The organism is Rhabdothermincola sp. (assembly GCF_036846205.1).
GTDB lineage: Bacteria > Actinomycetota > Acidimicrobiia > Acidimicrobiales > Acidimicrobilacustridaceae > Rhabdothermincola.
The window spans coordinates 1-13,418 of sequence record NZ_DAIUCK010000091.1; the positions used below are offsets into that span (position 1 = coordinate 1).

General features: G+C 70.5%; 13 protein-coding genes. 7 read left to right on the plus strand and 6 right to left on the minus strand.

Annotated features, from left to right (window positions below):
* The 3 genes from V7004_RS12475 to V7004_RS12485 form a co-directional block, all read left to right on the plus strand.
* Positions 1–854: YihY/virulence factor BrkB family protein (locus tag V7004_RS12475; protein WP_334144355.1), on the plus strand; the 854-nt coding region annotated here is incomplete at its 5' end.
* A gap of 22 nt (positions 855–876) precedes the next feature.
* On the plus strand, positions 877–1,572 hold the full coding sequence (locus V7004_RS12480) for a TetR/AcrR family transcriptional regulator (RefSeq protein WP_334144356.1): 696 nt from the start codon (positions 877–879) through the stop codon (positions 1,570–1,572).
* A 34-nt stretch (positions 1,573–1,606) separates the two neighbouring features.
* On the plus strand, positions 1,607–2,755 hold the full coding sequence (locus V7004_RS12485) for a ferritin-like domain-containing protein (protein WP_334144357.1): 1,149 nt from the start codon (positions 1,607–1,609) through the stop codon (positions 2,753–2,755).
* Between the two features lie 81 nt (positions 2,756–2,836).
* Here V7004_RS12485 and V7004_RS12490 read toward each other — a convergent pair whose 3' ends face one another.
* On the minus strand, positions 2,837–3,280 hold the full coding sequence (locus V7004_RS12490; protein ID WP_334144358.1) for a hypothetical protein: 444 nt from the start codon (positions 3,278–3,280) through the stop codon (positions 2,837–2,839).
* A 245-nt stretch (positions 3,281–3,525) separates the two neighbouring features.
* On the opposite strand from V7004_RS12490, the gene V7004_RS12495 reads away from it, so the two are divergent.
* Positions 3,526–4,377, plus strand: a complete 852-nt coding sequence (locus tag V7004_RS12495) for a crotonase/enoyl-CoA hydratase family protein (RefSeq protein WP_334144359.1) — start codon at positions 3,526–3,528, stop codon at positions 4,375–4,377.
* A gap of 27 nt (positions 4,378–4,404) precedes the next feature.
* Here the strand turns inward: V7004_RS12495 and V7004_RS12500 are convergent, their stop codons facing one another.
* The 3 genes from V7004_RS12500 to V7004_RS12510 are packed head-to-tail and all read right to left on the minus strand — an operon-like array spanning position 4,405 to position 7,141.
* Complete coding sequence (locus tag V7004_RS12500; RefSeq protein ID WP_334144360.1) at positions 4,405–5,007, minus strand: hypothetical protein; 603 nt, start codon at positions 5,005–5,007, stop codon at positions 4,405–4,407.
* A 36-nt stretch (positions 5,008–5,043) separates the two neighbouring features.
* Entirely contained in the window at positions 5,044–5,700 is a 657-nt protein-coding gene (locus V7004_RS12505) for a VOC family protein (protein ID WP_334144361.1), read from the minus strand.
* Between the two features lie 19 nt (positions 5,701–5,719).
* On the minus strand, positions 5,720–7,141 hold the full coding sequence (locus V7004_RS12510) for an amidase (protein ID WP_334144363.1): 1,422 nt from the start codon (positions 7,139–7,141) through the stop codon (positions 5,720–5,722).
* 65 nt (positions 7,142–7,206) lie between these two features.
* Between V7004_RS12510 and V7004_RS12515 the strand changes: the two genes are divergently transcribed.
* From V7004_RS12515 to V7004_RS12525, 3 genes are all read left to right on the plus strand, one after another.
* Positions 7,207–8,919, plus strand: a complete 1,713-nt coding sequence (locus tag V7004_RS12515) for a phospho-sugar mutase (protein WP_334144364.1) — start codon at positions 7,207–7,209, stop codon at positions 8,917–8,919.
* Positions 8,920–8,991: 72 nt separating this feature from the next.
* Positions 8,992–10,476 carry an MBOAT family O-acyltransferase gene (locus V7004_RS12520; protein WP_334144365.1) on the plus strand — a complete coding sequence of 495 codons (1,485 nt, stop codon included), beginning with the start codon at positions 8,992–8,994 and terminating at the stop codon, positions 10,474–10,476.
* A gap of 61 nt (positions 10,477–10,537) precedes the next feature.
* Positions 10,538–11,716 carry a DUF459 domain-containing protein gene (locus tag V7004_RS12525; protein ID WP_334144367.1) on the plus strand — a complete coding sequence of 393 codons (1,179 nt, stop codon included), beginning with the start codon at positions 10,538–10,540 and terminating at the stop codon, positions 11,714–11,716.
* Between the two features lie 48 nt (positions 11,717–11,764).
* Here V7004_RS12525 and V7004_RS12530 read toward each other — a convergent pair whose 3' ends face one another.
* On the minus strand, positions 11,765–12,289 hold the full coding sequence (locus V7004_RS12530; protein WP_334144368.1) for a hypothetical protein: 525 nt from the start codon (positions 12,287–12,289) through the stop codon (positions 11,765–11,767).
* 88 nt (positions 12,290–12,377) lie between these two features.
* Positions 12,378–12,743 (minus strand): preQ(1) synthase, encoded by a 366-nt coding sequence (queF, locus tag V7004_RS12535; RefSeq protein WP_334144370.1) that lies wholly within the window; start codon positions 12,741–12,743, stop codon positions 12,378–12,380.
* Between the last annotated feature and the right edge of the window lie 675 nt (positions 12,744–13,418).

Consider the following 13,418-nt stretch of genomic DNA (forward strand, 5'->3'; position numbering starts at 1 on the left):
CGGGCATCGAAGGCGACTCCGCCTCGTGCGCGGAGTTCTACGCGCTGCTGTCGGTTGTGCCGGCCCTCACCGCGCTCGTCGCGGCGTACGGCATCGTCAGCGAGCCCGACGATGTCGCGGCGCAGATCGAGGACTTGAAGGGCCCGATACCCGATGAGGCCCGGCGGTTGCTCAGCGCCCAGTTGAGCGAACTGGCATCGACGGGCTCCGGACGCCTGGGCGTGGGGTTGGTGGTCGGTCTCGCGGCCTCGTTGTGGGGAGCCTCAGCTGCCGTGAACCATCTGCTGGTCGCGGTGGCCACCGTCTACGGCCAGCGGGAGGGAAGGGGCTTCGTGCGTCGTCGCTCGATCGCGCTCGCCATGACGGTGGCCGGCATCGGTTTCGTCGTGGTGGTGATGCTCATCCTCACCGGTCTGCCGGGTTGGGCCGGTGACGTGGCCGGCCCCGTCGGCCGGGTGGTGGCCTCGGCGTTGCGTTGGCCCGTGCTGGCGGCCCTGATGCTGGCGGCGCTCGCCGTCATCTACCGCGTGGGATCGGACCGCCGCCGGAGGTGGCAGTGGGTGAGCTGGGGTGCGGTGGTCGCGGTGGTGGTGTGGGTGGCGGCCAGCGCCGGCTTCTCCCTGTACGTCTCGACCTTCGGGACCTACAACCAGACCTACGGCGCTCTCGGCGGGGTGATCGTGTTCATGCTGTGGCTGCTCATCTCGGTGTCGTGCGTGCTGCTCGGCGCCGAGGTGAACGCCGTGCTGGAGGGCCGGCATGCCCGTGAGATCGGTGGGAGGCCGGCCGGGTCACGGGCCGGCGCGATCCCTCGATCGACGCCTCGACGGGCAGCGCCCGACTTGATGAACTGATAATGATCGTTATTATGGAGTCGTGGGCACTGCCACCTCTGCTGTCAGCCCTGCTGTCACCCCAGCTGCCACCCCGCTGACCGTCGACTCGAGCGCCGTCGACACCACCACCGAGCGGTTGGTCGCGGCCGCGGCGCAGGTGTTCGGGGAGAAGGGCTACGACGGGGCGGGCGTGGCGGAGATCGCGCGCCGGGCCGGCCTGACGACCGGGGCCATCTACAGCCGCTTCTCGGGAAAGGCCGAGCTGCTCGCGGCCGCCATCCGGTCCTGCACCGAGGACGAGTTCGACCAGCTCTTCGCCGATCACGCCTTCGACGGGCGGGCCACCGACCTGCTGCGCACGGTCGGGTCCCATCTCGTCACCCGCCGGCCCCAGCCGGGCCACGCGCTCCTGCTGGAGGCGTTCGTGGCCGCCCGGCGCGACGAGGAGGTGGCGAGGCTGCTACGCGGCCACCTCGCCGAGCGAGCGGCGCGGCTGGCCGGTCTGGTGGACGCGTCGAAGGTCGACGGCGTCGTCGACCCCGAGGTCGACACCCGTGCCATCGTGCACCTGGCTCACGCCGTCGGCCTCGGGTTCCTCATCTTCGAAGCCCTGGGTGTGGCCTCTCCCGATCCCCGGGCCTGGGAGGACCTCGTCGGTCGGGTGGTCGCTTCGGTCACGCCCCCCGATCACCCCAGTCGAGAACCCAACGACCCCACGGAAGATCCCAACGACTAGGAGCTCGCACTCCCGACCCACAGGAGCTATCGCCATGGCAGACGACCAGCAGATCCTCGGCCGAGCCGACGTCAACGACTTGGAGGCGATCCTCGCCATCGCGAACTCCGACGTCGACGAGCTCGTCCACCAGGTCAAGGACAACGCGGACGCCATCTTCACCTGGGACTACGAGAAGGGGGCGCGGCCCGCGCTCAACAAGCTCTACGAGAAGGCCAAGACCGCGCAGTGGAACGGTGAGACCGACCTGCCCTGGGACACCGACGTCGACCCCGAGAAGGTCGTGAGCGTCATCCGGGGCTCGAACACGGCCGGCCCGTTCGAGTATCTCCAGAACCACCCGGAGTCACCCTTCCGCAACTTCGGTGAGAAGGAGTGGACCCAGCTCGGGGTCGAGTCGATGAACTGGCGCCTGAGCCAGTTCATGCACGGCGAGCAGGGCGCGCTGATCTGCACCGCCAAGATCGTCGAGACGGTCCCGTGGATCGACGCCAAGTACTACGCCTCGACCCAGGTGATGGACGAGGCCCGCCACGTCGAGGTCTTCGCCAAGTACCTCCAGGAGAAGCTCACGGGCTTCTACCCGATCAACGCCCACCTGCGGCTGCTGCTCGACGACATCATCGAGGACAGGCGCTGGGACATGACCTACCTGGGCATGCAGATCATGGTCGAGGGCCTGGCGCTGGCCGCGTTCGGCTTCATGTACCAGCTCACCACCGAGCCGCTGCTCAAGCAGCTGCTGCGGTACGTGATGAGCGACGAGGCCCGCCACGTGGCCTTCGGGGTGCTCTCGCTCAAGGAGTACTACGCGGAGCTCGACGCCAAGGAGCTCCGCGAGCGCCAGGAGTTCGCGTTCGAGGCCGCGGTGCGGATGCGGGACCGGTTCCTCCAGCAGGAGGTGTGGGAGCGCATGGGCATCGACACCAGGAAGATGGTGCGGCTGCTCCTCGACGTCCCGCAGGATCAGATGATCTTCCAGCAGATGCTGTTCTCGAAGATCGTGCCCAACTGCAAGAAGCTCGGGCTGCTCGACGCCGGTGACGCCTGGCTGCGCCGCCGGTTCGAGGAGATCGGCGTGATCCAGTTCGAGGACTGGGCCGACACCGGCGAGGAGTACCTCGAGTTCGACGCGGTCTCCCAGGACCGGGCCGCGGCGGCGTCGGCCTCGGCCTCGGCCTGATCGCCGGGCCCTGGACCGCGGTGTCGCCTCGGGGTGCGGAACGCCGATGTGTGGTCGGTGATCCGCACCCCGAGAGGCGGTTCAGAACAGCAGGCCGCAGGCCACCCGGATGAGCTGGCGGTAGTCGGGGAAGATCACGTCCCCTCCCGCGCAGGCCAGCGGCAGGAAGTCGAGCAGCGCACCGTACGGATCGGGCGCGGCGGCGACCCCCTGGCAGCCTTGCAGCACCAGGTCGCGGAACTCCGGTGCGGCGGCGTTGGCCACGATCGGGCAGAGCTTGGGCATCAGGGCCCGCAGGATGCTGTTGAGGAACTGCCGGCCGGCCGGGGTGAGCTCGATGTCGGTGAGGGCCACGTTGTCGAGCACCGACTGCAGCAGCCACGACTCCGTGTAGGACAACGTGCGGGTCGGCTGGGGGGCCGGCGCCGGCTTGCTCCGGCTCCACCACCCGGCGGCATCGGCTGCCGGCACGGCGGTGAGCAGCAGGGTGGCGGCGAGCGCCACCGCGGCCAGGGTCTTTCGCATGTGCGGGTTCCTTCCTTCCTCGGGCGCCCGGTGTGTCGGATGCCACTCCCTCCGCACACACTTCTAGGCCATTCGGCCCATCTTTGCAACAAGTTCTAGAAAGCTGGCTTTCCCACTCCCGTCGCTCGGTCACGCCCCCTCTTCCGTTCTGGCATGTCAAACGCGTGCCAGGGCACGCGTTTGACATGCCAGAACGCGAGAGCGGGAGGGGCTCGGGTGGTGAGCAGCCGCCTAGGGTTGGCGGCATGGGCTACTCCTGCTTCGACGTCGAGATCACCGACAAGGTGGCGCACCTGCGCCTCAACCGACCGGACGAGCTGAACACCATGGTGCCGGCCTTCTGGTCCGAGCTGCCGCAGATCGTGCGGGAGATCGACGACGACGGCTCGGCCAGGGTGATCGTGCTGTCCTCCACCGGCAGGCACTTCAGCGCCGGGATGGACCTGTCGGTGTTCACCGGAGGGGCCGGCCTGCCGGGGAACGAGGAGCCCCGCACCACCGAGATGGGCCGTACCCGGGCCCGGCTGCGCCAGACCGCGCTGCTGCTCCAGGAGAGCTTCAACGCCCTCGAGAAGGCCCGCCAGCCGGTGCTCGCCGCGGTGCAGGGCGGCTGCGTGGGCGGCGCGGTGGACATGGTCACCGCCTGTGACTGCCGCTACGCGACCGCGGACGCGTTCTTCGTGGTCCAGGAGATCAACATCGGCATGACCGCCGACGTCGGTACCCTGCAGCGCCTGCCGAAGCTGATCCCCGAGGGGGTGGCCCGCGAGCTGGCCTACACCGGGCGGCGCATGCCCGCCGCCCGGGCGAAGGAGGTCGGGCTGGTCAACGAGGTGTTCGACACCCAGGAGGCGATGCTCGAGGCCGTGATGGAGATCGCCCGCGAGATCGCTGCCAAGAGCCCGCTGGCGATCTGGGGGACCAAGGAGATGATCAACTACGCCCGCGACCACTCCGTCGCCGACGGGCTCAACTACATCGCCACCTGGCAGACGGGCATGTTCCAGCCGGCCGACATGATGGAGAGCTTCGCCGCCAAGAGCGAGAAGCGCGACCCACGCTTCGACGACCTGCTGCCGAACCCCAAGTCGTTCTGACTGGGCTGAATCGGCTGATCGGCCCTGCTACTCCCCGCCGTCGAGCGGCGGGAGGAAGTCCCAGGTGAGATCGCCCACCCGTACCAGGGTGGAGGAGATCCACCCGCCCATCGAGGAGAAGTGGTCGTCGAGGATACGGCCGTCCTCGAGGGTGGCTTCGTCGAACTCGTAGGAGCCGTCGTAGCTGACCTCGATGGCGTACTCGGGCTCCTTGAGGTCGGGTGGGTACACCGTCTCGATCGTCGGCCCTGAGCGGTGCAACGGCTCGCTGGCGATCGGCGGGCTCTCGGTGGGCAGCACGCTCAGCAGCATCGCCGGATCGGGCGAGGAGGCGAGGCGCTGCACGCGCAACACGATCTCGATGTCGATGCGGGGCGGCTCGTCGAAGGGCTCGTCGATGTACCAGAGGCGGTAGGAGGTCTGCGACCACGTCGGCCAGGAGAGGGTGATGTCGGCCTGCACCCGGGGTGGGAGGCCTTCGCCGGGGAGCCCGTAGCTGGTCTCCCAGCGCATGTCCCCGAGCAGCATGTCCATCTGGAAGCGCTCCTCGAACGCTTGTCGTTCGAGCAGGGCCCCTTCGAAGGCGTCGCGTAGCGCCCCGATGGCATCGGTGAAGACGTGGTCGAGCATCCCGGCCCGAGGGTAGCCGCACCCCTCGCGGGCCCGTCAGCGCGCCGGGCCCTGCTCGCGGCCCAGCGCGTCCGGCCCGGGGGAGAGGAACGCGGTGGGCACCGACAGACCGAGTGCCTTGTGCCGGAGGGTGGCGATGCGCCGGCCGGGTTGCACGGCGGCCTTGGGTGCACCGAGCGCGTCGCGGAGCAGCGCGGCGGTCGCGTCGAGGTCGGCCACCGTGTAGGCCAGGCCGAAGAACGCCGCCGGCCCGTCCCCGCTCGGTTCCTCGGGGCCGATCAGCTCCACGATGACCTCACCGGCGCGGAAGAACACCTGCAGGAACGGCGGCCCGTACTGGTCGGTGTGGCGGGTCCGGCGCGGCTCGAACCCCGCGGCGCGCAGCGCCGCCGTGGTCCGAGCGGGGTCAGGGGTCACCAGCACCACGTGGTCGATCTGGAGCACACCGTTCGGGTGGCGGGCCGGCTCGCAGGGTGGCGCCGTGCTGGCAGTGGTGGGGAGGCCGTCGAGGTCGGGGCTCGCGAGGGTGGCGTCCCGCAACGTCCACGACAGGATGCGCCGGCCCCGTTCCCGGCCCACCAGGCGGATCCGCACCCCGCCGACGCGGCAGGTGGCGTCGTCGTCGACGTCGAAGCCGGCCGCCCGCCAGGCCTCCGGCGGATCGGCGACCTCGATGGTGTCGATCGTGGGCATCGGCGGCGTCATCTTCCCCTCAGCGTGACGCGTGGACCGGTGGGAGCCGGTCGTGCCAGGGCAGCGCCTGCTCGAGCTGGGCGGCGAGCCGGAGGAGCAGGTCTTCGCGGCCTTGCACCGCGATGAACTGGACACCGATCGGGAGGCCCGAGTGGTCCTGGTGCAGCGGCAGGGAGATCGCCGGCTGCCCACTCAGGTTCCACGGCAGCGTGTAGGCCACCAGGCGGGCGCCGGTCGGGCCGCCGAGTTCGCCCAGCGGCGGAGGTGGCTCGGGGAGGGTGGGGGTGACCAGCACGTCCCACCCAGCCGCCCACCAGGCCGCCGCCTGCCGGGACCAGCGCTGCGTGGCGTCCAGGCAGGCGAGGTACCGAGCGGCGGTGACGGACCGGCCGATCTCCGCCATCGCCCACGTGGCGGGCTCCACGTCGTCCTCGCCGATGATCCGGCCGGTGCGGGCCGACCAGCGGTCGAGCTCGCGGGCCGCGAACACCGGGAACATCAGCAGGGCGTCGTCGAGGCTGAGGTCCAAGGCGTCGGGGGCCGACCAGTCCACGCGGTGGCCGAGGTCCTCCAGCGCCTGTCCGGTCCGCTCCACCGCGGCCCGGCACGCGCTGTGGGGCTCGCCGCCCGGCGCGGGCAGCTCCACCCGAAGCCCGATGCGCAGCGAGCCGGGATCCGCGCCGAGCTCGTCGAGGAACGGGCGCGCCGGCGGGGGCGCGGTGTAGGGATCACCCGGTGCGGACCCGGCGATGCGGTCCAGCACGGCCGCGGTGTCGCGCACGGTGCGGGTGAGCACGCCCTCGTGGGTGGTCGGTCCCCACAGCTCGCCCAGCGACGGTGCCAGCGAGGTCCGGGCCCGGGTGGGCTTGAGACCGACCAGGCCGCACGCGCTGGCGGGGATGCGGATCGAGCCGCCCATGTCGTTGCCGTGGGCGACGGGCACCATGCCCGAAGCCACCGCGGCCGCGCTGCCACCGCTGGACCCGCCGGGTGAGCGGGAGGGATCCCAGGGGTTTCGCGTCGGGCCGTAGGCGACGGGCTCGGTGGTGTCGGAGAAGGCGAGCTCGGGGAGGTTCGTCTTGCCGATGATCGACAGCCCGGCGTCGCGGAACCGGGTGACCAGCCAGGCGTCTTCGTCTTCGGTCCATCCGAGGTCCCGCAGGAACCGCATGCCGAGGTGGTAGGGGTCGCCCGCGGAGTGCGCGACCGCGTCCTTGAGGCCCATCGGCACGCCGGCGAAGGGGCGCGCCGCCAGATCGGGATCGCGCCGGGCCTGGTCGCGGGCCTTGTCGAAGAGGGGATGGATGATCGCGTTCAACCGCGGGTTCAGGCGCTCGACGCGCTCGATGGCGGCTTCGACGAGCTCCAGCGGGGTGCAGGCGCCCGAGCGCACCAGCTCGGCCTGCCCGGTGGCGTCGAGCAGGGAGAGGTCGTCTCGCACCGCGAGGACCCTACCGGCACCTCGAGGTCCTCGCCCGAGGCCAGCCGCGAGCAGACTGAGGGGCCGTGCTCGACGCCGAGCTGATCCGACGCGTGCGGGCCTGGCAGGCCACCGATCCCGATCCCGAGACCCGGGCCGAGCTCGACGCGCTGGTGGCGGCGGGGGACGAGGACGGGCTGCGTGACCGGTTCGACCACCGGCTCGAGTTCGGCACCGCTGGCTTGCGGGCGGAGATGGGTGCCGGACCGAACCGCATGAACCGGGTGGTGGTCCGCCGGGCCGCCACGGGGTTGATGCGCTACCTCGGCGCCGGCCGGAAGGTCGTCGTCGGCTACGACGCTCGGCGCAAGTCGGACGAGTTCGCGCTCGAGACCGCGAGGGCGGTGGCGGCAGCGGGCGGGGTGGCGGTCCTGTTCCCCCGGCCGGTGCCGACGCCGCTGGTGGCGTTCGCGGTCCGGCTGCTCGGTGCCGACGCGGGGGTGATGTGCACCGCCAGCCACAACCCGCCGGCCGACAACGGTTTCAAGGTGTACCTGGGTGACGGCGCGCAGATCGTGCCCCCGGTGGATCGCCAGATCGCGGCCGCGATCGACGAGCTCGACGAGATCGACGGCGGGGGCACCCCGGTGTTGCTCGAGGTGCCTGGCGGTGACGGTGAGGAGGACTCCCGCGGCATCCGCCAGGCGGGCAGCGACGTCGTCGACGCGTACGTCGAGCGGGCGGTGAGCCGACTCGGTGGCGGCCCGCGCAACGTGTCGATCGTCTACACGCCCCTGCACGGCGTCGGGCTCGACGTCACGGAGCGGGTGTTCGCCGCCGCGGGCTTCGAACCGCTGCACGTGGTGGCCGCGCAGGCGGCGCCCGATCCGGCCTTCCCGACCACGCCCTACCCCAACCCCGAGGAAGACGGGGTGCTCGACCTGGCCTACGGCCAGGCAGAGGAGGTCGGCGCGGACCTGGTGCTCGCCCACGACCCCGACGCGGACCGCTTGGGCGTGGCGGTCCGCGGGCGCGACGGGCGCTGGCGGCGATTGACGGGCGATCAGGTGGGTGCGCTGCTGGCCGACCATCGGCTTCGCCGCACCGACGGCGTGGCTGGTGAGCGACTGGTGGTCGACACGTTCGTCTCCTCCGGCCTGGTGGCGCGGCTCGCGGCCGCGCACGGCGTGCACCACGTCGAGACCCTGACGGGGTTCAAGTGGCTGATGCGCCCCGTGATCGCCCACCCCGAGTGGGAGCTGGTGCTGGCCTACGAGGAGGCACTCGGCTACGCCGTCGACGGCTACCTCCGGGACAAGGACGGCATCGCCGCGGCGTTGGCGTTCGCCGAGCTCGCCGCCGAGCTTCGCGCCGCTGGCCTCACCGTGTGGGACCGCCTCGAGCAGCTCGCCCGGCGTCACGGGCTGTTCGCCACCGCCACCTGGTCGTTCCGGTTCACCGGCTACGCCGCCCGGTCGAGGATCGATGCCCTGATGGCCGCCCTGCGGTCGTCGCCACCGGCGCGGCTCGGGCACCACGAGGTCCGCCGAGTGGAGGACCTCCTCGCCGGCGGGCGGCTCCCACCGGTCGACGCGGTGGTGCTCCACCTCGGCGGCGACGCTCGGCTGATCGCCCGGCCCAGCGGCACCGAGCCCAAGCTGAAGGTCTACGGGCGGGTGTGCCGGGCTGTCGGTGACGCACCGTCATCGCTGGCTCGGGCTGAAGCCGACGCGGCCCGCGAGCTCGAGTCGCTGCACGGCGCGGTCAGCTCCTACGTGGATCGAACGGCCCATGGCTGAACCGGCCACGCCGCTCGGCTAGCGTTCCACGCTCCGGCATCCGCCTGCTCCTCGGCCGAGTCGCCCACTCCGATGCTGTTCCCGACCGTCGACTTCGCGATCTTCTTCGTGGTCGTGTTCACGGGCAACTGGCTGTTGCGACCGTTCCCGAAGCGGTGGCGCCTGTTCATCCTCGCCGCCAGCCTGATCTTCTACGGCTGGTTCCGCTGGTACTACGTGTTCCTCCTGCTGGGATCGATCGGGGTCAACTGGTTCTTCGGGCGGCAGATCTACGCGTCGCTCGGCCCCGACGGGCAGCGCACCACGGCCAGCAGGCGCCTGGTGCGGCTCGCCGTGCTGGTCAACCTCGGCGCGCTGGGGGTGTTCAAGTACACGGAGTTCGTGCTGTCGACCGGGAGCAGCTGGCTGAACCGCCTCGGCTTCGACCTCGACCCGCCGCTGCTCGGGATCGTGCTCCCCGTGGGCATCTCCTTCTTCACCTTCCAGGCCATCAGCTACGTGGTCGACATCGGGCGCGGCGAGTGGCGCAAGCCGATGCCGCTGCTCGACTTCGCGGTGTACCTGTCGTTCTTCGCGCACCTGGTCGCGGGGCCGATCGTGCGAGCCAGCGAGTTCGCCTGGCAGCTCGACACCCGCCCGGACCCCCGAGCGGTCGAGTCCTCGGAAGCGTTCATGCTGATCTTCCGCGGGCTGTTCAAGAAGGTCGTGATCTCCAGCTACATGGCGACCGTCGCGGATCCGGTCTTCCAGTTCCCGCAGGGGCACAGCAGCCTGGAGGTGCTGTTCGGCATCTACGCGTACGCGATCCAGATCTACGCCGACTTCAGCGGCTACACCGACATCGCCATCGGTGTGGCCCTCCTGCTCGGGATCCGCTTCCCGCAGAACTTCGACGCCCCGTACCGGTCGCGCTCGGTGCAGGAGTTCTGGCGGCGATGGCACATGACCCTGTCGCGGTGGCTGCGCGACTACCTGTACATCCCGCTCGGGGGCAACCGCAGCTCCCGGTTGGTGGCGATGTTCGATCCCGCTCGGGGGAACCAGCCCCGCAGGGGGTTCGTCTACCTCAACCTGATGCTCACCATGCTGCTCGGTGGGCTCTGGCACGGTGCCAACTGGACCTTCGTCATCTGGGGGGCGATCCACGGTGGGGCGCTGATCGCCGAGCGGGTGGTCAAGGCCCGGTGGGCCGAGCGCGAGCCGCTAGGGGTGCCGCCGCGGGTGGTGGCGGTGCTCCAGTGGCTGCTCACGTTCCATGTCGTCGCGCTGGCCTGGGTGTTCTTCCGGGCGACGTCACTCGACGGGGCGCTCGCGGTGCTGGGCCAGCTGGTGCCGGTCACGGGGGGTGCCTCCTCGCTGGTGACCCCGTTGCTCGCGGCGACCATCGTGGCGATGCTGGCCTCGCAGTTCGTGCCCCCGAGCATCCCGGAGCAGGCGCAGCGCGGCTTCGGCCGTCTGGCACCCGCCCTGCAGATCGGGCTGGTGGCCGCCGCGCTGGTCGGCATCAACGCGCTCGGGCCGGAGGGCATCGCCCCGTTCATCTACTTCCAGTTCTGATGTCGAGGCCGTGGCGGACGTGAGTGCTCCCACCGGCGAGCGACCGGTACCGTTGCCGCCCATGCAGGTGGCTGGGGACGTGGCGCCGTCGCGCGGGTCGGCCCGCTCGGCTCGTCGAGGTGCGGGCCCGTCGCTGCTGGGGCGCCTGGTCCGGGGCCAGCGGCCCGAGCGGCCGGGCACGATGCCGGCGGGCATCGTGCTGGTGGTGGTGGTCGTGGGGCTGCTGCTCGCCGCGCTGCTCAACGCGGACGCCACCCTGCGCAAGAGCAAGGCCCGGGGTGACGGGTTCCGCCAGCACGTGGCGCAGGCCGTCGCCGACGTCAGCGACGCAGTCGGGCTCAGCGGACCGCGCAACGCGCTCGACGAGGCGCTCGGGCGCCGCGCAGGAGGTGGGCCGAGCTACGAGGAACTGCTGGCCCAGAAGGAAGCGACCGAGGCCGAGGGCGGGCCGGCCACCACCGCGCCGCCCGTGTTGCGCCTGCGCACGCCCACACTCGCCGACCCGCTGAAGCTGTGGGTGGGCGGTGACTCCGTGGGCGGCTCGTTCGGGGTGCAGATGCAGCCCATCGCGGATTCCACCGGCCTGTTCAAAGCCACCCTCGACTACCAGCTCGGCACCGGCTTGATCCGCCCCGATTACTACAACTGGCCGGAGCACTTCGCGAAGGACGTGCTTCCCGGCCTCGACCCCGACGTCGTGGTCGTGATGTTCGGCGCCAACGACGACCAGAACCTCGAGCTCGAGGGTGGTCGGGTGGTCAAGAAGTACACCCCGGAGTGGTATGCGGAGTACCGCCGCCGGGTCGGCGCCACGATGGACCTGTTGAAGAGCCCCGACAACGATCGCCTGGTGGTGTGGGTCGGTGCCGTGCCGGCAGGTCCGGGGTCGCAGATCTCGAACATGGACGTGCTCAACTACATCTACTGGAGCGAGGCCCGGACGCGTCCGTGGGTCACCTACGTCGACACCTTCGCCATCCTCGGCGGGCCCGACCACACGTTCGCCAAGGAGGTCACCTACGCGGACGGCAAGCTGCGCGGCCCCTACCAGAAGGACAACCTGCACCTGAGCACCTGGGGTGCGCAGCGGCTGTCGTGGGCGACCCTGGCGCACATCGGCCGGTTCGTCGACCTCGGTGCCAGCAAGGTGCCGAACCCTCCCCCCTCGGAGACCGCGCCCGCCGACGTGGTCGAGCGGGAGGAGCTCCCCCGGCCGGAGAACATGCCCGACGGGGTCTGAGCACTCCCGCCCGGCCGCGCACCCGGACCGTCGGACCCAGCGAACGGGTCAGGTCACGGTGAGGGTGGCGTGCATCCCGTGGGCCAGATGCGTCCGCCCGTCGGGCGCGTGGACCACGCAGAACAAGGTGTAGGTGCCCGGCTCGAGCACGAAGGTGGCGTCGCACGTCCGCCCGGGACCGAACGCTTCGAGCTCGAAGGCTCCCGCCGCCTCGAGCGCCGCTTCGTCCGGTTCGCCGCCGGGCACGGTGGGCACGGGGCCTCCGCCGGGCAGGAAGGCGACCTCGTGGTCCTCGGTGCCGATGTTGTGCGCCACGAAAGTGACCGCGCCCGCTCGGGTCGCGGCGTGGTCGAGGTTGATCACGTAGTCGGCCAGCTCCACGTCGATCCGGTCGGTGGCGCCGGCGGCCAGCTCGGCACCGACCGGCTCGCAGGGGCGCCCGCTCGCGCCGGTGGTGGTGGCGCTGCTCTCGGTCGGTGCGTCGTCGCCGCACCCGGTGGTCCCCCAGGCGATGGCCACGGCCACCACCCCGACCAGAACTCGTCCGATGCCGACCTTCCTCAACTCGATCACCTCCTGGATGGGAGGAGAAGTTAGGTATACCTAACAGATCAAGTCAAGGGGGACACAAACGTGGTGGTCAGGGCGAGGGTGGGTCCGATCAATCGGGCTCGGCAGACGGGTGGCGGGCGGTCACCGTGGTGGTGATGCCACCCCGCACGTTCCAGTGGGTCTCCACGGTCATGCGCCGGGGTGCGATCGCCGCCACCAGGTCGTCGAGGATCCGGTTGGTGACGTCCTCGTGGAAGTGCCCTTCGTCGCGGAAGCTCCACAGGTAGAGCTTGAGCGACTTGAGCTCCACGATCTTGCGGTCGGGCACGTAGGTGACCACGACGGTGGCGAAGTCGGGCTGGCCGGTCATCGGGCACAGGCAGGTCAGCTCGGGGGTCTCGCAGCGCACCTCATAGTCGCGTCCCGGGTGGGGGTTGTCGACGGCGACCAGGTCTCGGGAAGGGGTTGAGGGCACCCCGTGACGCTATCCGAGCGCGACCACCCCTCCGTCTGGGCGACGTCGACGTCGCCTGTGTTGTGCTCGCGGCCTCGGTGGCTCTGGCGCTGACCGTGCCGCTGTCGACGTTCTCACAAGTGGTGGAACCGTCGGCCGACGCCACGCGAGCAGCGTCGGGCCGAGCTCGACGCTGCGGTCAAGGCGTCCTTCGAGGACTCTGGGGTAACCCGGGGACCTACGGGTCGCCGCGGGTGTGGGAGGACCTGCGCGAACAGGGCTGGAAGGTCTCCTAGAAGACCGTGGCGGCGTCGAAGGGCCGCCAGGGTCTGGCTGGTCGCAACCCGAAGCCCAAGCGACGCTCGCTGACCCGTCCGGACCAGGCAGCACGGCGGTTCCCAGACTTGCTGGGTCATGAGTTCACGATCTGAACCGACAGCGAGAACGGGGTCCAACGGAGGCTTCGGGTTGACAAGCAGTCTATGATGTGATAGACACAGCAACAAGTAGCTTAAATCTAGTATAGGGTGAAAGGTGATGAAGAAGATAGCAGGAGCCGCGACTGCGGGAATGACCTGCATCGGGCTGGTCGCAGCACATGTGCACGGCGCAGATGCGCGTGAGGCGTTGAGTGGTCAGTGTGGAGTGGACGGGTATGGCTGGTCGTACGCGATCGGCTCCGACGGCAATCTGACG